The organism is Spirillospora sp. NPDC047418 (genome assembly GCF_040643275.1).
Taxonomy (GTDB): Bacteria; Actinomycetota; Actinomycetes; order Streptosporangiales; family Streptosporangiaceae; genus Spirillospora.
On sequence record NZ_JBEYTW010000136.1, the window covers coordinates 1 to 20469 of the forward strand.

A 20469-nucleotide genomic window follows, 5' to 3' on the forward strand; every position below is an offset into this window, starting at 1 on the left:
TGGCCGAGTACCGGGAGGCGAGGGGGCTCGGCATCGAGACGCGTCCCGTGCTCATAACAACAACACGCCGCAGATCAACGGGGTGGGCTAGTGGACGGCTCGGTCCTTGTCCTGCCAGTAGGGGGCGCGGAGTTCGCGCTTGAGGATCTTGCCGGTGGGGTTGCGGGGGATCTCGTCGCGGCGCTCGATCGAGCTCGGGCACTTGAAGTGGGCCAGGTGCTCGCGGCAGTAGTCGATGAGGTCCTGCTCGGACACGTCCGAGGTGAGGACGACCAGGGCCTTCGGCGTCTCGCCCCAGCGCTCGGACGGGACGCCGATGACGGCGCAGTCGGAGACGTCCGGGTGGCCCATCAGGACGTTCTCGACCTCGGCCGGGTAGATGTTCTCCCCGCCCGAGATGATCATGTCCTTGACGCGGTCGTGGATGAAGAGGTAGCCGTCCTCGTCGAGGTAGCCCGCGTCGCCGGTGCGGAACCAGTTGTCGTCGTCCAGCGCGGTGGCGGTCGCGTCCGGCATCCCCCAGTACCCCTTCATGTTCTGCGGGGTCCTGCAGAGGATCTCGCCGACCTGCCCGGCGGGCACCTCCTCGCCGGTGGCCGGGTCGACGATCTTCAGGGTCGTGGTGGCGTTGGCGAGGCCCGCGCTGCGCAGCCGGTGCGTGTTCGGGCCGTCCGGGTCGTGGTCGGCGGCGGGCAGCATCGTGATCGCGCCGGTGACCTCCGTCAGCCCGTACACCTGCATGAACTCAGTGCCCGGCAGCATCCGCATGGCGCCGCGCAGCACGTCCTCGCTGATCGGGGACGCCCCGTACAGCATCAGCCGGAGGCTGGACATGTCGCATTCGCCGACCTCGGGGATCAGCTGCATGAACTGCAGCAGGACCGGGACGAGAAAGATGTGCGTGACGCGGTGCCGCTCGATGTCCCGCGCGATCACGGTCGGGTCGGGCTCGCGCGCGATGACGCCCGTGATCGTGTTGTAGATGGCGGAGACCGTGAGGACGTTGCCCGCCACGTGGTACATCGGCATCGCGACCATCAGGACGGACGACTCGTCGATGTCCCACACGTCGGTGGTCACGCTCAGCGCGGCGAGGAAGTTGTCGTGCGTCAGCATGACGCCCTTGGGCAGCCCCGTCGTCCCGGACGAGTAGAGCTGGACGAACACGTCCGCGGTGTCGGGCACGTGGTCGGGCGGGGTCTCGGGCGCCCCGTCGACCCAGGCGGCGTAGTCCTGGTAGGCGTGGCCGGAGCCGCCGATGACCACCATCTGGGCGGTGTGCTCCAGCTTCCCGGCGATCGCGTCCAGGACGGGGACGAACTCGGGCCCGACGATGAAGACCTTGGCCTGCGCGTTGTTGACGATGTAGGCGACCTCGTCGGGCGCCAGCCGGTAGTTCACCGGGACCTGGACGGCGCCGATGCGCGCCGCGCCGAACAACTGCTCGGCGTATTCGAGGGAGTTCTTGTCGAGGATCGCGACCCGGTCGCCCTGCTCCACGCCCACCGACGCGAGCGCGTTGGCGACCTGGTCGGCGCGCCGGTCGAAGTCACGGAACGTGATCTCGGCATCGCCCGCGATGTACGCGACGCGATCCGGATGTGAACGTGCGCGTTCGCGCAGCACCTCTGTCAGACCCGACACGGTGATGTCCCTTCGCCGATGACCGCCTGGTTATCCGGCATCATGCGGTCACCGGCGACGCCCCGCAAGGGGTATGAGCTGCTTGCTAGTGGCTTTTGGACATCTTCGACACGACGGTTACAGCGAGTACCACGACGACGGCGACGAGTCCGATGAAGAAGAAGAACTTCAGCATCGAGATGATGGCGCCGATGATGGTCATCGCCAGCCATACCGCGAGCACCACGCCGATGATGGTCAGGATCGTCTTACCCATGCCTCCACCGTATGCGCCCACCCTGCGGGGGTCATCACCCTTGGGGACGATGATGGACGGCCCGCACCCCCACCGAGCGGCGTAGCCCTACCCTGACGTGTTCTCAGGGGAGTCCTTACGGGGTGGTGACGGATTCCGGGGGCGGTGCCGGCGGGACCGTAGCGTTGAGGGGTGAACTCCCCGATCCCCTCCGGGCGCGTGCTGGTGGTCGACGACGACCCGGTGGTGGCGGACGTCGTCGCCCGCTACCTGACCCGCGACGGGCACGAGGTGGTCCGCGCGGCGGACGGGCCGACGGCCCTGCGCACGGCCCTCGACCATCCGCCGGACCTCGTCGTCCTCGACCTGATGCTCCCCGGCATGGACGGCCTGGAGGTGTGCCGCCGGCTCCGCGAGACCTCGACCGTCCCCATCGTGATGCTGACGGCGCTCGGCGCGGAGACCGACCGGCTCGTCGGGCTGGAGACCGGTGCCGACGACTACGTGACGAAGCCGTTCAGCCCGCGCGAGCTGGCGCTGCGCGTCCGGTCGGTGCTGCGCCGGGCGCGCGGCGCGCTGGTGCCGACCGGGCCGTCCGGGCCGCTGCGCGACGGCGACCTCGTCGTGGACGTCGGCGCGCACGAGGCGGGGCTGCGCGGCGAGCGGCTGGCGCTCACGTCCCGCGAGTTCGACCTGCTGGCGTTCCTGCTGCGCCACCCGAGGCGCGCGTTCACCCGCGATGAGCTGCTCGAACGCGTCTGGGACTGGACGTTCGGCGACTCCTCCACGGTGACCGTCCACGTCCGGCGGCTGCGCGAGAAGGTCGAGGACGACCCGACGGCCCCGCGCCGCATCGTCACCGTGTGGGGCGTCGGCTACCGCTACGAACCGGCCGAGCCCGCGGCGGCCGAGCGCGCGGCGGCGGGGGGCGAGTTGTGATCCCCTTCGAGGACCTGCTGTGGGTCATCTGGTACGCGGCGCTCGCCGCGTTCACCGTCGCGGTGGTGGCGCTCGCCGCGCTGTACGCGCTGCGCGGGCGATCGGTCGCCACCCAGCTGATCGTGGTGGGCGTGGCCACGGTGCTGGCGACGATCTCCGGCATCATCGTGATCTCGTTCATGATGATCCTGAACGATCATGACCGGGCGGTCGTCCTCGCGGTGGTGACGTCCGCCGGACTGGTCGCGATGGCGGTGTCGGTGCTGCTGGGGCGCCGCCTGGTGGCCGCGAACCGCACGCTCGTGGAGGCCGTCCGGGCGGACTCGTTCCGGCCGCCGGCCGCGCGCCTCCCGGCGGAGCTGGCCGAGCTGTCGCGCGAACTGGCGGCCGCCTACGCGCGGCTGGCCGCCTCCCACGAGCGCGAGCAGGCCCTGGAGGCGAGCCGCCGCGAGCTGGTCGCCTGGGTGAGCCACGACCTGCGGTCCCCGCTCGCCGGCCTGCGCGCGATGGCGGAGGCCCTGGAGGACGAGGTCGTCGCCGACGACGACACCGTCCAGCGCTACCACGGCCGTATCCGCGTGGAGGTGGAGCGGCTCGCGGAGATGGTGGACGACCTGTTCGAGCTGTCCCGGATCCACGCGGGGGCGCTGCGCCTGTCCCGCGAACGCGTCGGCCTCGCCGACCTGGTCGCGGAGGCGGTCGCGGGCGCCGAGGCGCTCGCCCGCGCCAAGGGCGTCACGCTGCGCGGCGACGTCCGCGAGGGGCTGCCGGTACGGGTGGACGCGGGCGAGCTCGGCCGCGCGCTGCGCAACCTCGTCGTCAACGCGATCCGGCACACCCCGGGCGACGGCGCCGTCGTGATCATCGGCGAGGTGAGCGGCGGGGAGGCGCGGGTGACGGTGGCCGACGCGTGCGGCGGCATCCCCGAGGACGACCTGCCGCGCGTGTTCGACGTCGCGTTCCGCGGCGAGGCGGCCCGCACCCCGGGCGGCGGCGCGGGCCTCGGCCTCGCGATCGCGCGCGGCATCGTGGAGGCGCACGCCGGGCGGATCGGCGTCGCCAACGACGGCCCCGGCTGCCGCTTCGAGGTCCGCCTCCCCCTCACGGCCTAGGTGTCGATGGCGTCGGAGATCGTGCGGAAGGTGGGGCAGGGCCAGCGGGACATGCAGGCCCGGCAGCGCCGGATGGGCCGGTCGGGGTCGCTGGTGATGCCGCCGGCCTCCTGCGGGCGGTGCAGGTCGAGCAGCCGGACGCCGAGGTCGGCGAACGCGATGACCTCCTCCCGGGCGCCGGCGAGGAAGGCGAGGTCCTCGCGGGACAGCCGCGTCCGGACGGGGACGAAGCCGCTCCGGTTCACCAGCCTGTACAGCACCTGGGTGGACGTCCGCCACGAGCTGGACTTCGCCGAGCGGGTCCGGATCGCCTCCAGGCGCTCGCGCAGCCGGGTCTCTCTCGGATCGGCCTTCTGTTGCACCCGCTCAGCCTCTCTCACTCCGGGCCCGCGTGCGGCGCGAACGGCCTAGATCGCGCGGCGGGTCCCGGGCCGCCGTAGACCTGAAATCACGACAATACCCTCCGTAGTTCGCAAAGCGTATGGGGCTGGCAAGGCACCGACACGCCCAGGAAACGCCCACGCCACAGGGGACTTGGCGAACAGCCTGGCCCCTGCGCCGTTCGCGAGATAGTGTGCCGCACGTGGAGCTAAACGTCTCGACCGCGTCTCAAGGAGGTCACGCCGTCGTTACGGCGACCGGCGAACTGGACCTGTACACCGCACCCAGGCTGCAGGCGGCTCTCGCGGGCCTGCTCCGCGAGCAGGTCACCCGCATCGTGGTCGACCTGAGCGGCGTCGAGTTCTGCGACTCGACGGGCATGAACGTGCTGCTGTCGGCCATGAAACGGCTCAAGGAGCAGGGCGGCGCACTGGAACTCGCCGCCCCGCGCCCGGCCGTCCGGCGGATCCTGCAGGTCACCGGGCTCGACACCGTCTTCACCGTCACGGAGAAGGCCCCGGTGCTGGACGCCGGCTGACCGGCCGGCGGCCGGATCGACCGACCGGGTGGCGGCCTGCGGGGGTGAACCTCGGGGGTCGCCGCGCGGGCGCGGCGGTAACGGTTCGCGGTGGCCTGACGCGCCGCGCGCCCGTCCGGGCCCGTCCCCGACTACCATCGCGGATATGCAGGACGTAGCGGTGATCATCCCGGCCAAGGACGAAGCCGACCGCATCGCGGCCACCGTCGAGGCCGCGCGGGAACTGCCCGGCGCCGACCTGGTCGTGGTGGTCGACGACGGCTCCTCCGACGGCACCGGCCGGGTGGCCCGCGAGGCCGGCGCACGGGTCGTGCGGCACAGCCGCAACCGCGGCAAGGGCGCCGCGATGGAGACCGGCGCCGAGGCGGCCCGGCTCCTGGACGACGGCCGCGACCAGCCCCGCCACCTGCTGTTCCTCGACGCCGACCTCGCCGACACCGCCCGCGACGCCGCGCCGCTCGTGCAGCCCGTCCGGGCCGGCGACGCCGACATGACGGTCGCGGTGTTCAGCACGACCGTGAAGCTCGGCGGGCACGGGTTCGTGGTGCGGCTGTCCCGCGAGGGCATCCGCCGCGCCACCGGCTGGGAGCCGGACGCCCCGCTCAACGGCCAGCGCTGCCTCACCCGCGCCGCGTTCGACGCGGCGCTGCCGCTCGCCGCCGGGTTCGGGGTGGAGACGGCGCTCAGCATCGACCTGCTGCGGCAGGGGTTCCGGGTGCGGGAGGTGGAGGTGCCGCTCGCGCACCGGGCCACCGGCACCGACTGGCGCGCCCAGTTGCACCGCGGCCGCCAGTTCCGGGACGTGGCGCGGGCGCTCGCCGTCCGCGAACCGGCGGTCGAGCGGCGCCTGCACCGGATCCGCGGCAGCCGCCCGTGACCCGACGTCTCGGGACGGGCGGGCTGTGGGGCATCGGGGTCGGCATCGCCTGCTTCCTCGGCACCGCCCTGCTGGGCCCGTCGGTGTTCGAGCCGGATCTGGAGGGCTCCCGGGGCCAGCCGCCGTACTCGCTGGTCGCCCATCCGTCGCCGTACCTGGTGATCGGGCTGGTGGTCGCGGGGATCGTCGCGAGCACCGCCGGGCTCGGGCTGTGCTTCGCCGCCGTCCGCAAGGGGTGGCGCGTCCCGGCGCGGCCGCTGGTGGTCGCCGGGCTGCTGGCGGCGGTCGCGTTCATGTGCATGCCGCCGATCGGGTCCACCGACCACCTGAACTACGCCTCCTACGGGCGGATGGCGGCGACCGGCCACGACCCGTACGTGACCAGCGCCGACGACCTGTCCAGGGACCCGGTCGCCGGGGCCCCGGAGGAGTGGCGGACGACGCCGTCGGTGTACGGGCCCATCGCGACCGGCGAGCAGGCGCTCGCCGCGTGGATCGGCGACGACTCCGTGCGGCTGACCGTGTTCGTCATGTCGGTGGCGAACGTGCTCGCGTTCGCGGTGACGGCGCTGATCCTCTACCGGACGTCCAGATCGGAGGACCGGCGGCTCCGCACCGCCCTGCTGTGGACGTGCAACCCGCTCGTGCTGTTCCACCTGATCGCGGGCGCGCACAACGACGTCCTCGCGATCGCCCCCATGGTCGCCGCGCTCGCCGTGTTCGGGCAGCGCGCCGGATGGGTGCGGGCGCTGGCCGCCGGCGCCCTCGCCGGGGCCGGTGCCGCGATCAAGCTGCCGGCCGCCCTCGTCGCCGGCGGACCCGCCCTCACGCTGCTCCGCGAGCGCGGCTGGCGCTCGCTCGGCCGCATCGCCGCGCTGGCCGCCGGGGCCGTGGCCGTCGCGGCGGCCTCCTACGCGCTCGCCGGGCCGCACGCGCTCGACCAGGTCCGCGAGGCGAGCAACATGGTGTCGTTCGCGACCCCCTGGCACCTGCTGGACGAGTCGCTCGGCAAGGGCTCGCAGCGCGACATCATCAAGACGGGCGCGATGCTGCTCGGGCTGGTGCTGTTCCTGCTGCTCGTCCGGGCGCTGCCCGAGGAGGAGGGGGAGGGGCAGCGGCGCTTCGCCGCCGCGATCGTCCTCGCCTGGCTGCTCGTCGCCCCCTACGCGCTGCCCTGGTACGACGGGTTCGGCTGGGCGCTGCTGGCGCTGCTCCCCTGGACGCGGATCGACTGGATCCTGCTCGCGCACACCGCCGCGCTCAGCCTCGCCTACCTGCCGGCCCGCGCGCCCGCCCGCATCCGGCTGCCGGACGACCTGGAGTGGCTGTTCACCGTCGTCAGGCCGACGGTGATCCCGTGGACGCTCCTCGCGATTCTGACGGCGCTGGTGGCGGCGTGTCTGCGTTCCTCAGGTCGATCTCCAGCGACCGCAGCCCGGCCGCGAGCATCAGCGGGGTCGCCAGGCTGAACGCCACCGACAGGATCACCACACCGGAGTCGTTCACCAGCGTGCCGATGACGCCGACGGCCAGCGCGCAGATCAGCGCCGGGCGCATCGACCGGCTGTGCTTGTAGGCGCCCTGCAGCAGCGACACCCGCCAGCGCGTCGGCCGCGCCAGCACGAAGAACAGGAACACGACGGCGGCGGCGACCGCGAGCGTGTACGGCCAGTACCCGAGGCTGTTCAGCATCGCGTTGAACTTGCGGGTGACGATCCCCCAGGCGTCGCCGTCCATGAGGTCCTGCCAGAACCGGCCGAGGTGGGTCGGGTTCGCGCTCTGCGCGTTCAGGTAGGAGATGAACAGCACGATCGCGGCGCCCGCCACGAAGAAGATCCCGAGCCGCGGCGCCGAGACCCGCTGCCCGGCGACCATCAGGCCGAGCATCGCGAACGCCGGGACGATCGCGAGCACGCCGCCGAAGTCGCTGCCGAACGCGGGCAGCCCGTCCACCAGGACGGCGAGCACTCCGATCACGGCGACGATCCCGACCGCGACCGCCTTGCGGCCCTGCCGCAGCGGCCACTCGGTCAGCCACGCCGCCGTCAGGATCGCGGCGACCGCGAACAGCGAGAACGCCTGGTTGCCGAAGCCGTAGAACCGGCCCGCGACCAGTGCCGTGTACCCCATCAGGGTGTTGAGCTGGAGGTTCGAGCCCGTCATCACGTCCAGCGCGAGGACGGTGGTGGTCACCCCGGTGAGCACCAGGCCGGGGACGACCACCGAGCGCCGCCACGGGCCGGCGAGCGCCACGCCCGTCAATAGCCCGGCGAAGCCGAGCACGGTGCAGATCAGTACCGGCGTCGGATGCTCGGCCCGCCACCACGGCAGCAGCCCGGCGAGGAACGACGCGCCCGGCGCCGCCCCGCCCAGCAGCGCTATCACCCGCGTGCCGCCCAGTATCCGCGCCCGCGACCGGCGGTCGCCGCCGAGGCGCCGCAGCGCGAGCACCGCGATCCCGTACAGGACGAGCTGCGTCGCGAACAGCACCCAGTAGAACGACGTCTGGACGCTGCGGATCGCCTGCGCGGCGACGTCCTCGTCCACGAGCGCCTCGACCCGCTCCAGCGTGGACGCCTTCGACGGCTGCGCCTTCCACACCGAGCCGACGGCCTGCTTCGGCTGCGGCAGCCGGAGCAGCTTCAGCGTCGTCGCGGTGACGTCGGTGAGCGTGACCAGGCCCTCCTGCCGGGTGGCGCTGGAGGTCATGAAGCCCGGCGCGTACCCGTCGCCCGCCGCGATGGCGACGCGCAGATGCGGGACGGTGCCGATGTCCGACAGCCCCGCGAGCAGGATGGTCGTGCCCTGCGGCACGCCCTTGACGACCTGCGCGACCCGCCGGTCGGCGGCGGCCGCCGCGGCGGCGCGCTTGCCGTCCGACAGCAGGACCTGGTCGCCGTGCGGGTCGACGCCCGCGTCGATGTACGCGCGGAACAGGTCGTCGACGTCGACCGCCGCGAGCGGGCAGCGCGCCCAGTCGGCGGCGGTGACCTTGTCGGGGGAGGCGGCGTAGCGGTCCACCCGGCCGCCGCCGTTGCCGACGCCGAACACCGCGCCGGGGCCGACCGCCAGCGTGCAGCCGCCCGCCTTCTGCACGGCGTCGCCGAGCAGCCCGATCTCGGCGTGGTAGTTGGTGCCCGCGTTGTCGCTCTTGATGGCCGGCCAGCCGGCGGCGATCGCGCCGCCCGGCGGCGGCGGGCCGGTGGGGGAGTCCTGGCCGGGCAGGATCGGCGCGGCCGGCAGCGCGCAGTCGCCGTGCGGCAGCCGCGACCGCTGCCCCGCCGATACCGACAGCCAGCCGTCGGTGGGGCAGGTGTTGACGCGGGTCGTCCGGACGCTGAGGCCCGCCGCCGCCCCGTCCCCCGCCAGGCCCCACAGCGCGGGGGTGCCCTCCCGGGTGATGTCGCTCCACATGAGCCCCGGCACCCCGACGATCACCACGCGACCGGTGGCCGCGGCGCCCGCGTGCGCGCGGGCGTCCGCGGGGGCGGCCGCCTGCGCGGGGGCCCAGCCGAGAACCCCGGTCAGCACCGCGGCGAGGGTCGCGAGGAACACAACGATCTTCGTTCCCCGGGGCATCATGGCGATCAGGCTACAAGAGGCCCACCACTGTGCAGGGGCCATATCCTGCGGCTGTGGACGGTTCGATGGCTCGACAGGCGGGCGATGCCCGGGACGGACGCCTGCGCCGGCTGCTCGGCTGCGCCGGGGCGGTCATCGCCGTGCTCGCGGTCGCGCCGATCGTGGCCCGGTGGCTCGGCAACCCGCCCGACCAGCGGCTCGTCGACCTCGAGGTGTACCGGGAGGGCGGCCTCGCGGTGCTGCGCGGCGCGCCGCTGTACGAGTTCCTCACGCAGCCGCCGCAGCTGCTGCCGTTCACCTACCCGCCGTTCGCCGCCGCGCTCGCCGTCCCGTTCACGCTGCTGCCCTGGCGGGCCGCGCAGTGGACGTGGGTCGTGCTGATCTACGTCTCGCTGGCGATCGTGGTCTGGTACGCCTTCCGCGACCTCATCCGCCGGACCGGCCGCTGGGCGCCGCTCACCGCGGGTGTGCTGTTCGCCGCGATGGCCTGGCTCGACCCCGTCCGCGACCAGGTCCGCTTCGGGCAGGTGGGGCTGTTCCTGCTCGCCATGTGCCTCGCCGACTGCTGCGCCCGCACGCCCCGCTGGCCGCGCGGCGCGCTCATCGGCCTCGCCGTCGCGATCAAGCTGGTGCCGGGCGTCTTCCTCATCTACTTCCTGCTCACCGGGCGGCGGGACGCACTGGTCAACGCGGTCCTCACCGCCGCCGCGGCGACGCTCGCCGGGTTCGCGTTGCTGCCCGCCGACTCGTCCGCCTACTGGTTCGGCGCGCTGCTGCAGGGCGGCGACCGGACGGGCGCGGTCGACGGCACCACCAACCAGGCGATCAACGGGATCGTCGCGCGGATCTTCGACGAGGGCCCGGTGCGGACGCTGGTGTGGCTCGTCCTCGCGCTGATCGTCGCCTGGGCCGGCTTCCGGTGGGCGCGCCGCGTCACCCTGGCGGCCGACGAGCTGGCGGCCACCGAGCCGGTCGCCGCGTCGAGCCTGCTGCTCGGCGGCGTCGCGATCGTCGGGCTGCTGTCGGTCGTGTTGTCCCCGGTGGGGTGGATCCACCACCTTGTCTGGATGATCGCGGTCATCGGGGCTTTGGTCGGTGACGGGCGGGACACGCGAAGATGTCTGATCGCGTTCGGCACCTGGTTCCTGTTCCTGTGGCCGCTGCCGTGGTGGGGACGCAACTGGATCGGCCCGGAGCACTCCGTACTGGCGGAATTCGGGGGCCAGGTCCTGCGCGACTCGTTCGGTCTCGCCGCGCTCGCGGCCATGGCGGTGCTCGGAACCTGGCTGGTCAAAAGGGTGAAACCGGACGTAGAACGGGGGGATCCTTCGCAACCGAAGGCCGAGGTGGGTACGCTCGCCCCGTGATGCTAGTCGCGGTGGCCGTAGCGGGCCTGGTCGCCGGTGTTGCGGGGCTGTCCATCGCGGTGGTCGCGCACAACCGGGTGAACCAGGTCGTCGACGAGTGCGGGGAAATGCTCAGGCGCCAGCTCCAGGTCGCCAGCGGATCGGTCGACGAGCGAGCGCTGCGCGACCTCGCCATCGTCCACTACGACGCGCTGAAGGAGATGTCCGGGCACCGGTCCTTCTCCCTCGCCCTGATCAACGCGGTCGGGGACGGGGTCGTCGTCAGCTCCATCAACGGGCGCACCGAGACGCGGACGTACGCCAAGGCCGTCCAGGCCGGGCACTCGGTCGAGACGCTCTCCCCCGAGGAGAGCCACGCGCTGCGCGCGGCCCGGCTCGGCAAGGGCCCGGTCGTGTCGCTGGACGACCCGCTCGCCGACTTCGGCAGCGGCGACCGCAGCTCCGCCCGCGCCTGACACGCCACGGGGGAGCACGGGCTTTACCCGCCGGGAAGTAAACTCGGCGTGTTTCCACACACCACTCGCCCCGGGGGACTCTCGTGACCGCAGACGACAGGCCAGCGCGCTACGCCTACCTGGGTCCGCAGGGCACGTTCACCGAGGCCGCGCTGCTGACCCTCCCGGGGGCCGCCGCGGCCGAGCAGGTCCCGTGCGCGACCGTCCCGGCCGTCCTGGAGACCCTCCGCAACGGCGAGGCCGACACGGCCGTCGTCGCGCTGGAGAACTCGGTCGAGGGCTCGGTCCCCACCACGCTGGACGAGCTGGCCACCGGCGAGCCCCTCCAGATCGTCGGCGAGATCACCCTGCCGGTGTCGTTCGCTCTGCTCGTCCGCCCCGGCACGGCGCTGGACGACATCAAGACCGTCGCGTCCCACCCGATCGCGCAGCCGCAGTGCCGCCGCTGGCTGCTGGAGAACGTCCCGCACGCCGAATGGCGCGCCGCCACGTCCAACGCGGAGGCCGCCCAGCACGTCGCCGACGGCCACTACGACGCCGCGCTCGCCGGTTCGTTCGCCGCCGCCCGCTACGGGCTGTCGGTCCTCGCCGAGGACATCCACGACGTCGCCGACGCCGTCACCCGCTTCGTCGTCCTGCACCGCCCCGGCCCGCCGCCCGCCCCCACCGGCACGGACAAGACGACCGTCGTCGCGTTCATCGGCGAGGACCACCCGGGCGCCCTGCTGGAGATCCTGACCGAGTTCTCCGTGCGCGGGATCAACCTGACGCTGATCCAGTCGCGTCCGACCGGCGCCGGCCTCGGCTCCTACCTGTTCTGGATGGACTTCGAGGGCCACGTCTCCGACCCCCGCGTCGGCGAGGCCATGATGGGCCTGCGCCGCGTCTGCGCCGACCTCCGCTTCGTCGGGTCCTACCCGCGCGCCGACGGCGTCCGGCCGGAGATCCGCCGCGGCACCCGCGACACCGACTTCACCGAGGCCGCTTCCTGGCTGACCTCCATTCGCACCGGCCGCCCGTCCTGAAACAGAACCGGCCCGGCGCGTGTTGCATGCGGGTGACACTGAAGAAAGGGTGCCCCCGTGCGAGTTGAGATCTGGTCCGATGTCGTCTGCCCCTGGTGCTACATCGGGAAGCGGCATTTCGAGAAGGCGCTGGAGAATTTCGACCACCGCGACCGGGTAGAGGTCGTGCACCGGTCGTTCCAGCTGGACCCGTCGTTCCCCGCCGGCGAGACCGTCGACACGGCGGAGATGCTGGCGGAGAAGTACGGCATGACGCGCGAGCGGGCCGTCGAGATGAACCGGCAGATGGTGGAGCGCGCGGCCGGGGTGGGCCTGGAGTACCACCTGGAGGGCGGCCGTTCGGGCAACACCGAGGACGCGCACCGGCTGATCCACCTCGGGGCGGAGCACGGCGTGCAGGACGCGGTCGTCGAGGCCCTCTTCAAGGCCCACTTCACCGACCGCCGCTCGGTCTTCGACCACGACTCCCTGGTGGAGGTCGTGGCGGAGGCGGGCCTGGACGCCGACGAGGCGCGCGAGGTGCTCACGTCCGGCCGGTTCGCCTCGGACGTGGACGCCGAGCAGCGCGCGGCACGCGACATCGGCGCGACCGGCGTCCCGTTCTTCGTCATCGACCGCCGCTACGGCGTCTCGGGCGCCCAGCCCACCGAGACGTTCGCGCAGGTCCTCGACAAGGCGTGGGCGGAGGCCAACCCCGCGCTGACGACGTTCGGTGATGACGATGCCGCGTGCACCGACGACACCTGCGCCGTCCCGAAGGACGACCCTTCGCCCAGGTAACACAAATGTGACCGTCCGGTCGGCCGGAGCCGGTAAACCGCTAGTGGATCTTGAACGTCATCTCCACACCAGCAATCAGTGGCACGTCCGCTGACCCCTGGATGGACTTGACGATGGAGGTTCCAGGTGCGCCGGTTAATCGCCCTGCTGACGGCCCTCGCCGTGACATTCTCGCTCGCCTCCGTGCCGGCGGAGGCCGCCGCCGTGTCGGCGCGGATCAATGACGTCCGGATCCTGTCTCCCGGCGCGGCCACGACGCAGATCGAAGTGGCGGCCGAAGGCATCGCGGACATCACCAAGGTGCGCGCCGTCGTGTACGCGTACCTGAAGGGCTCCCCGACGACGCTCAGCGTCGACGACTTCGAGCTGGTCGAAGGGACGGTGCGGGACGGTGTCTGGCGGACGAAGTCCGCGGTCACGGTCGATCAGGGCCGCTGGTGGGTGGACGTCGAGCTGACCACGACGGAGGACACCCACCTGTGGCCTCAGCGCGTGATCATCGACAACGGGCTCGACACCGTGCTCGACGACGTCGAACTCACCCCGACGACGGTCGACGCGGAGAACACCGCGGTCGTCTTCCGGGGACGGCTGATGAGCCGCGCCGCCGACGGCACGCTCAGCCCGGTGGCGGGGGCCACGCTGCGCCTCGCGGCATCCGACGGGCATGAGGCCACGGCGGTCACCGGCGCGGACGGCCGCGCCGAGGGCACCAGCGACTTCGTCAGGTCGGCCGACGCCACCCTGTCGTACGGCGGCGCCTTCCTCTACCGGCCGTCCAAGAGTGCGGAGGTGCGCGTCACGAAGCAGCGCCTCAAGACCCGGCTGACGATGAACCTGCCGGAGCAGCTGATCGTCGGCGACCGGGTGCCGGTGACCGGGAAGCTCGAACGGCAGGACCGCGACGGTGCCTGGGGGCCGCTCGCGGGCAAGCAGCTCGACCTCCAGTTCGACCCCGCGACCGACGGGGACTGGCGCACGATCGCCACCCCGGTCACGGACGCCAACGGCGACTACAGCTTCCAGGCGCTGATCACCGTCGCCGGGGCATGGAACATCGACTTCGCGAACGACCCGGTCAACCGGCCGGACGACTACTACGGCTACGTGTCGTCCAACGCCGGCCCCGCCACCATCCGCCAGGTCACGCACCGGACCACCATCACCGGGTTCAACGCGGCGCCGGAGCCGGTCGGCCAGGGCAGCACCCTGCGGGCGTACGGGAACGTCCTGTTCACGATGGCGGACGGTACGACGGCGCCCGCGACCGCCGCCACGGCCCGGCTGCAGTTCTCCACCGACGGGACGACGTGGCAGACCAAGGCCACGCAGTCGGTCAGCGAGGGCACCTTCGACTTCGGCGTGCCGGCCCAGGTGGACGGCTACTGGCGGGTGATCGTCCCCGATGACGACGGCTACCTCGTGATCCCGTCGGTGAGCAACGCCGACCACGTCGACGTCAAGTTCCGGACGTGGTGGACCGACGACAACGCCTCGCCCGAGCCCGTGAAGAAGGGCGCAACGATCACGGTCAAGGGGATTCTCCACCGGGACAAGAACGGGGTGCAGGGTCCCGGGCCGCACGCGCCCGTGTACGTGTTCTTCGACCCGAAGGGCGACGCCGGGTGGCGGCAGGTGGCGGCGGGTCAGACCGGTGCCGACGGCTGGTACCGCACGACCTTCAAGGCGTCCGAGGACGGGACGTGGAAGCTGGTCTACAAGGAGACCTCCGGCTACCTGGGAGCCACGTCCCGCCTCGACTACGTCGACGTGAACTGATCGCCATCCCCCGGAAGGACCTGACCATGGAGGTTTCGTGCGCCGCTTAGTCGCCCTGCTCACGGTCGTGATCACGACCTTGGCCCTGGCGTCCGTCCCCGCGACCGCGGCGGCCCAGTACCTGCGGGTGCGCGCCGTCCGCGTCCTGACGCCCGGCGTCGCGACGCAGCTCGAGGTGACGGCCGACTCGAACATCGACATCACGAAGGTGCGCGCCGTCGTGCGCGCGTACCCGGGCGGCCCGGCGGAGACGCTCACGGCGGACGACTTCGAACTGGTCGAAGGCACCGCGGTGGACGGCGTGTGGCGGACGAAGTCCGCGGTCGCGGTCGGCCAGGGCCGCTGGTGGGTCGACATCGAGCTGACCAACGCCGACCGGACCCTCCTGGTCAAGAAGCGCACCACGATCGACAACGGCCTCGACACGGTGATCACCGACTTCAAGGTCACCCCGAACGTCGTGGACGCCGACCACCCCGAGGTCACCTACAGCGGACGTCTGATGAGCCGTACCGCCGACGGTGACCTGGCACCGGTGCAGGGCGCCGGGCTGATCCTGTCCGGCGGGAACGGGGCCGACCCGGCGATCACCGGAGCGGACGGCTCGGCACGGGGAACCGTCGACTTCACCTGGTCGGGCGACGCGTACTTCCGCTATACCGGGGGTTTCCTCTACCGGCCCACCACGAGCGCGGTGCTTCCGGTCTTCATGCGGATGCTTGTCACCCGGCTCACGGTGAGCGTGCCCGACCGCCTGATCGTGGGCGACCAGGTCACCGTCAGCGGGCGCCTCGAGCGGGAGGACCGGCAGGGCGCCTGGGGGCCGGTGGCGGGCAAGAAGGTCACCCTCCAGTTCGCCCCGGCGACCGGCGGCGACGCGAAGACGGTCGCGACCCCGACGACCGACGCCGCCGGCGACTACAGCGCGAAGGTGACCGTCACCGAGGACGGCACGTGGTCGGCGCAGTTCGCGAGAGACCGGGACGTTCAGGCTCACGACTACCACCTCTACATCGGGTCCGAAGCGCACGCCCAGCCCCGGGAGGTCGCGTACCGGACGGCCATCACCGGCGGGAACGCGGGACCTGAGCCCGTGGGCAAGGGCGAGATGGTCACGGGGTACGGGCGCGTGATGAACAAGCTGGCCGACGGCCGCTGGGTCGGTGCCCCAGGGACCGCGTCCGTGCAGCTCCAGTTCTCCACCGACCGGAAGAAGTGGAGCGCCAAGGGCGCCGTCGGTGTCTGGCGCGACGGAACGTTCGACGTCCAGGGCCGCGCCGACCGCGACGGGTACTGGCGCCTGGTCGTCCTCCGGGACAGCTCCAGCGAGCCGTCCGTCAGCGGCACCGACTACATCGATGTCAGGTACCGCACGCGGATCTTCGACTTCAACGCGGCCCCGGAGCCGGTGAAGAAGGGGCGCACCATCACCGTGATGGGGACGCTCTACCGGCAGACCGACAAGTGGAAGCCCTACGCGTCCAAGAAGATCAAGTTCTATTTCCTGCCCAAGGGCTCGTCCAAGTGGGTCTACATGGGCTCGCAGAAGACCAACAAGAACGGCACCTTCCGCAAGGGGTTCAAGGCGTCCAGGGACGGCACATGGCGTGCCTACAGCGGCACCGCGACCAGCTATGCCAAGACCTACCGGGACGACTACGTGGACGTGCGCTGACGTAGGCTGCCCTGGTGGGCAAGGATTTCGATCTTTACGAGCGGGAACTGTGGGCCGGGCGGGCCCCCGCGTACGAGCGGGGGTTCGCCCGGCTCACCCGTTATCTGGTCGGTCCGCTGCTGGACGCGGCCGGAGTGACCGCCGGGACGCGCTTCCTCGACGTCGGCACCGGCCCCGGGTTCGTGTCGCGGGAGGCCGTGCGGCGCGGCGCCGAGGTGTCGGCGATGGACGCCGAGGCGAGCATGGCGGAGACCGCCGGACGGAACGTCCCCGGCCTGGACGTGCGGGTCGCCGTCCTGCCGGAGGTGCCGTTCGGCGACGGGTCGTTCGACGCGGTCGCCGGGAACTTCGTCATCAACCACGTCGGCGACCCCGGCGCGGCGATCGGCGAGCTGCGGCGGGTGCTGCGGCCCGGCGGGGGGCTGGCGCTGTCCTGCTGGGTGATGCCGGGCAGCGGGGCCCTCGGGATCGTCCGGGAGGCGATCGAGCAGGCCGGGGTGGCGTGGCCCGACGACATCCCCGAGTCGCCGTTCGTCCAGTACGGCGAGGCCGTCGCGTTCCGGCGGCTGGTCGCCGACGCCGGGCTCACCGACGTCGCGGTCGAGGAGGTGACCTGGGAGCACGTCGTCGACCCGGAGGAGTGGTGGGAGACGGGCGCGCTGTCACGGGTCGGCACCAACGGCGTCATCGTCGGCCGGCAGGATCCGGAGACCGTCGCCCTGATCAAGGACGCCTACGACACGATCATCGCCGACTACGGGGTGGACGGCGGCAAGGTGGCGCTGCCCGCGCACGCGCTGCTGGCGAGCGGCGTCCGGTAGAAGCGCGGTTATGCGCGCGCGGGAAACGGGGCCGGACCGGTAGCCTCGGGTCTGTGATTGACCTGCGAGCTCTTCGAGAGGATCCGGAGCGGCTGCGCGTGTCGCAGCGCGCCCGCGGTGAGGATGACGCCGTCGTCGACCGGCTGCTCGACCTGGACGGGAGGCGCCGCTCGGCGCTGACGTCGTTCGAGCAGCTCAGGGCGGAGCAGAAGAGTTTCGGCAAGTCGGTCTCCAAGGCCAAGGGCGACGAGCGGGACGCGCTGCTCGCCCGCGCGAAGGAGCTGTCGCAGCAGGTCAAGGAGCTGGAGGCGGAGGCCGACCGGCTCGGCGGGGAACTCGACGCCGTGCTGAAGGGCGTCCCGAACCTCATCGAGGAGGGCGCCCCGCCCGGCGGCGAGCAGGACTTCGTCGTCCTGGAGCACGTCGGCGAGCCGACGGCGTTCGAGTTCGAGCCGAAGGACCACCTCGAACTCGGCGAGAGCCTCGGCGCCATCGACATGGAGCGCGGCGCGAAGGTGTCGGGCGCGCGGTTCTACTACCTGACGGGCGTCGGCGCGCGGCTCCAGTACGCGCTGCTGAACCTCGCGATGGAGACGGCGATCGGGAACGGGTTCGTCCCCATGTACCCGCCGGTGCTGGTGAAGCCGGAGGCGATGGAGGGCACCGGGTTCCTCGGCGCGCACGCCGCCGAGGTGTACCAGCTCCCGGCGGACGAGCTGTACCTGGTCGGGACGTCCGAGGTGCCGCTCGCCGCGTACCACATGAACGAGATCATCGACGAGCTGCCGCGGCGGTACGTGGCGTGGTCGTCGTGCTTCCGCCGCGAGGCCGGCTCCTACGGCAAGGACACCCGCGGCATCATCCGCGTCCACCAGTTCGACAAGGTGGAGATGTTCTCCTACTGCGACCCGGCCGAGGCGCACGCCGAGCACCTGCGGCTGCTGGACTGGGAGAAGGAGATGCTCGCCAAGGTCGAGCTCCCGTACCGGGTGATCGACGTGGCGGCGGGCGACCTCGGCTCCAGCGCGGCCCGCAAGTACGACTGCGAGGCGTGGGTGCCGACGCAGAGCACCTACCGCGAGGTCACCTCGACGTCGAACTGCACCGAGTTCCAGGCGCGCCGCCTGTCGGTGCGGTCCAAGGACGCCGACGGCAGGAACCAGCCGGTCGCGACGCTGAACGGCACGCTCGCGACGACCCGCTGGATGGTGGCGATCCTGGAGAACCACCAGCAGGCGGACGGCTCGGTGCGCGTCCCCGAGGCGCTGCAGAAGTTCCTGGGCCTGGACGTCCTGGAGCCGGTGAAGCGCTGACGTTCGCTCACGTAGCCGGGGCCCGTCCTGCCGTGGGACGGGCCCCGTTCGCGTCTACTGCAAGAGGCGCGTGCGGAGGGTCTGCTGGGTGGCGGCGTCTATGCCGAGGCCCTGGGTGAGGAACGCGTCGAACGTCCCGTAGTCACGGTGGATCTGGTCGAACGCGGCGTCCAGGTAGGACGCGCGGACGGTCAGGAGGGGTTCGATGAGCGCCGGGTCGATGCCGTACTCGGCGAGTTGGGCGAGTTCCTTCTCGTTCTTGGCGGCGAGTTCCTTGTTGGAGTGCAGATAGTCGTCGTACACCTGCGCCTTGTCCACACCGAGGAGGCTCAGCAGGATGGCGGTCATCACGCCCGTCCGGTCCTTGCCTTCGGTGCAGTGGTAGAGGACGGCGCCCTGCCCGGACGCGATGCGCCGCAGCGTGTCCGCGAACTGCTTGCGCGACGCGGGGTCGTGGACGAAGCCTCGGTAGGTGAGCGCCATGAACTCGCCGGGCTTGTCGTCGGCGAGGATCGCCTTGAGGACGTCCGGCATCAACTCCAGCAGCGTGAGCGAGACGACGTCGATCGGCGCGGCGACCGGCGCGGCGCCCGAGGGGAGTCGGTCGGAGCCGTCCAGCATCACTTCGAGGCCGGAACGGAAGTCGACGGACGCGGTGAGCCCGAGCCGTCCGAGCTGGGCGACGCCGGCGGGCGTGACGTCGCTGAGGGACGCGGAACGGTAGACGACGCCGGACCGCACACGGCGTCCGTCGGCGGTCGTGTAGCCGCCCACGTCGCGGACGTTGACGGCGCCGTCGACCTGGACGGACGCGGACGCGTAGGCGGCTGCGCGGGCGGGCGCGGCGAGGGGTGCCGCCGACGCCTGCACGGGGACGGTGAGCGGACTGAGCACGAGGGCGCCCACGAGGGCTGCCGACGCCAGTCGGGGGGTTCTGGCGACCATGGAAGACCTTCCACGCGACTAGGAACGTGAAGAATCTTCAACCCGGAACGGGTGATCAGTCCAGGCCCAAGGTCGCGGTGTCGGCGGCTTCGCTTATGGTTTGTGGCATCTGCCCAGGAAGGTGACATGACCCAGTCTTCGCCGCGCGTGATCGCCACTGACCTCGACGGCACGATCGTGCGCTCCGACGGGACGATCTCCGCCCGGACGGTCGCGGCCCTGGCCCGGGTCGAGCGGGCCGGGTCGATGCTCGTCATGGTCACCGGCCGGCCGCCGCGCTGGATGACCGACATCGCCGCGGCCGTCGACCACCACGGCGTCGCGATCTGCGCCAACGGCGCCGTCGTGTACGACCTGCACACCGAGACGATCCTGGAGACCCGGGAGATCCCGCCGGAGGTGATCGCGGAGGCCGTCGGGCGGCTGCGCGGCATCGCGCCCGAACTGCGGTTCGCGGTGGAGCACCCGACCGGGTTCTACTTCGAGCGCAGCTACATGCTCGGCCGCTGGGACGCCAAGGACTTCGGCGGGCTCGTCGTGGACGCCGACGAACTCGTCACGCGGCCCGGTACCAAGCTGCTCGCCTTCCACCCCGACGCCGACCCGGACACGCTGTCGGAGAAGGCGGTGCAGGCGGTCGGCGACCTCGTCACGGTGACGCACTCGTCCGGGCGGGGGCTGCTGGAGATGAGCGCGCTCGGCGTCACCAAGGCCAGCGCGCTCGCCGCGCTCTGCACCGGGCACGGGCTCGTCGCCGACGACGTCACCGCGTTCGGCGACATGCCCAACGACCTGCCGATGCTCACCTGGGCGGGGACGTCCTACGGCGTCGCGAACGCGCACCCGCTGGTGCTGGCGGCGGTGACGCACAAGACGTCCAGCAACGACGACGACGGCGTGGCCGAAGTCCTGGAACGCCTGTTCCCTTAGCGGCGGCCGCACCCGCCCCCGCGGGGGGGGGGGCCCCCCGACACGAATAGGCGGGCAAAACCTAGGGGGCC

Annotated in this window: 18 protein-coding genes and 1 pseudogene; 14 read left to right on the plus strand and 5 right to left on the minus strand. The window is 72.0% G+C overall.

Annotated elements, in window-relative coordinates; translation table 11 throughout:
* Positions 1-87: 87 nt before the first annotated feature.
* The gene (locus tag ABZ806_RS42090) at positions 88-1644 is read right to left on the minus strand and encodes a long-chain-fatty-acid--CoA ligase (RefSeq protein ID WP_500224724.1); all 1557 of its coding nucleotides are present in this window, start codon (positions 1642-1644) and stop codon (positions 88-90) included.
* Between the two features lie 85 nt (positions 1645-1729).
* Positions 1730-1900, minus strand: a complete 171-nt coding sequence (locus ABZ806_RS42095) for a hypothetical protein (RefSeq protein ID WP_500224728.1) — start codon at positions 1898-1900, stop codon at positions 1730-1732.
* Between the two features lie 171 nt (positions 1901-2071).
* Between ABZ806_RS42095 and ABZ806_RS42100 the strand changes: the two genes are divergently transcribed.
* Positions 2072-2818, plus strand: coding sequence for a response regulator (locus tag ABZ806_RS42100; protein WP_500224730.1), 747 nt, complete (start codon positions 2072-2074; stop codon positions 2816-2818).
* Positions 2815-3930 (plus strand): sensor histidine kinase, encoded by a 1116-nt coding sequence (locus tag ABZ806_RS42105; protein WP_500224734.1) that lies wholly within the window; start codon positions 2815-2817, stop codon positions 3928-3930. The genes ABZ806_RS42100 and ABZ806_RS42105 overlap by 4 nt, the downstream gene beginning before the upstream one ends.
* Here ABZ806_RS42105 and ABZ806_RS42110 read toward each other — a convergent pair.
* The gene (locus tag ABZ806_RS42110; RefSeq protein ID WP_338071146.1) at positions 3927-4292 is read right to left on the minus strand and encodes a hypothetical protein; all 366 of its coding nucleotides are present in this window, start codon (positions 4290-4292) and stop codon (positions 3927-3929) included. The genes ABZ806_RS42105 and ABZ806_RS42110 overlap by 4 nt on opposite strands.
* A gap of 221 nt (positions 4293-4513) precedes the next feature.
* Here ABZ806_RS42110 and ABZ806_RS42115 point away from each other — a divergent pair, with 221 nt between their 5' ends.
* The 3 genes and pseudogenes from ABZ806_RS42115 to mptB form a co-directional block, all read left to right on the plus strand.
* Positions 4514-4849: an STAS domain-containing protein gene (locus ABZ806_RS42115; protein ID WP_207923771.1), complete on the plus strand. Its 336-nt coding sequence runs from the start codon at positions 4514-4516 to the stop codon at positions 4847-4849.
* 145 nt (positions 4850-4994) lie between these two features.
* Positions 4995-5726 (plus strand): glycosyltransferase family 2 protein, encoded by a 732-nt coding sequence (locus ABZ806_RS42120; RefSeq protein WP_500224739.1) that lies wholly within the window; start codon positions 4995-4997, stop codon positions 5724-5726.
* An 83-nt stretch (positions 5727-5809) separates the two neighbouring features.
* Positions 5810-6535: pseudogene (gene mptB / locus ABZ806_RS42125) on the plus strand (polyprenol phosphomannose-dependent alpha 1,6 mannosyltransferase MptB); the annotation flags it as partial.
* A gap of 529 nt (positions 6536-7064) precedes the next feature.
* Here the strand turns inward: mptB and ABZ806_RS42130 are convergent.
* A complete protein-coding gene (locus tag ABZ806_RS42130) occupies positions 7065-9308 on the minus strand; it encodes a hypothetical protein (RefSeq protein ID WP_500224743.1) in 2244 nt (747 codons plus the stop codon).
* 65 nt (positions 9309-9373) lie between these two features.
* Here ABZ806_RS42130 and ABZ806_RS42135 point away from each other — a divergent pair, with 65 nt between their 5' ends.
* The 8 genes from ABZ806_RS42135 to serS all read left to right on the plus strand — a co-directional run bounded on the left by ABZ806_RS42135 (position 9374) and on the right by serS (position 18523).
* A complete protein-coding gene (locus tag ABZ806_RS42135; RefSeq protein WP_500224745.1) occupies positions 9374-10675 on the plus strand; it encodes a glycosyltransferase 87 family protein in 1302 nt (433 codons plus the stop codon).
* Positions 10675-11130, plus strand: coding sequence for a DUF4446 family protein (locus ABZ806_RS42140; protein ID WP_500224779.1), 456 nt, complete (start codon positions 10675-10677; stop codon positions 11128-11130). Before ABZ806_RS42135 ends, ABZ806_RS42140 begins: the two co-directional genes overlap by 1 nt.
* Positions 11131-11213: 83 nt before the next feature.
* Positions 11214-12155: a prephenate dehydratase gene (gene pheA, locus ABZ806_RS42145; RefSeq protein ID WP_500224748.1), complete on the plus strand. Its 942-nt coding sequence runs from the start codon at positions 11214-11216 to the stop codon at positions 12153-12155.
* Between the two features lie 57 nt (positions 12156-12212).
* Positions 12213-12935 (plus strand): DsbA family oxidoreductase, encoded by a 723-nt coding sequence (locus ABZ806_RS42150; protein WP_500224750.1) that lies wholly within the window; start codon positions 12213-12215, stop codon positions 12933-12935.
* A gap of 126 nt (positions 12936-13061) precedes the next feature.
* Positions 13062-14714 (plus strand): hypothetical protein, encoded by a 1653-nt coding sequence (locus ABZ806_RS42155; protein ID WP_500224753.1) that lies wholly within the window; start codon positions 13062-13064, stop codon positions 14712-14714.
* 37 nt (positions 14715-14751) lie between these two features.
* Positions 14752-16389: a hypothetical protein gene (locus ABZ806_RS42160; protein ID WP_500224758.1), complete on the plus strand. Its 1638-nt coding sequence runs from the start codon at positions 14752-14754 to the stop codon at positions 16387-16389.
* 14 nt (positions 16390-16403) lie between these two features.
* On the plus strand, positions 16404-17210 hold the full coding sequence (locus ABZ806_RS42165; RefSeq protein WP_500224763.1) for a class I SAM-dependent methyltransferase: 807 nt from the start codon (positions 16404-16406) through the stop codon (positions 17208-17210).
* Between the two features lie 53 nt (positions 17211-17263).
* Positions 17264-18523, plus strand: coding sequence for a serine--tRNA ligase (gene serS, locus ABZ806_RS42170; RefSeq protein ID WP_500224768.1), 1260 nt, complete (start codon positions 17264-17266; stop codon positions 18521-18523).
* A gap of 54 nt (positions 18524-18577) precedes the next feature.
* Here serS and ABZ806_RS42175 read toward each other — a convergent pair whose 3' ends face one another.
* The gene (locus ABZ806_RS42175; protein WP_500224771.1) at positions 18578-19468 is read right to left on the minus strand and encodes a tyrosine-protein phosphatase; all 891 of its coding nucleotides are present in this window, start codon (positions 19466-19468) and stop codon (positions 18578-18580) included.
* A gap of 126 nt (positions 19469-19594) precedes the next feature.
* Between ABZ806_RS42175 and ABZ806_RS42180 the strand changes: the two genes are divergently transcribed.
* Positions 19595-20398, plus strand: coding sequence for a Cof-type HAD-IIB family hydrolase (locus tag ABZ806_RS42180; RefSeq protein ID WP_500224774.1), 804 nt, complete (start codon positions 19595-19597; stop codon positions 20396-20398).
* The last annotated feature ends 71 nt before the right edge of the window (positions 20399-20469 follow it).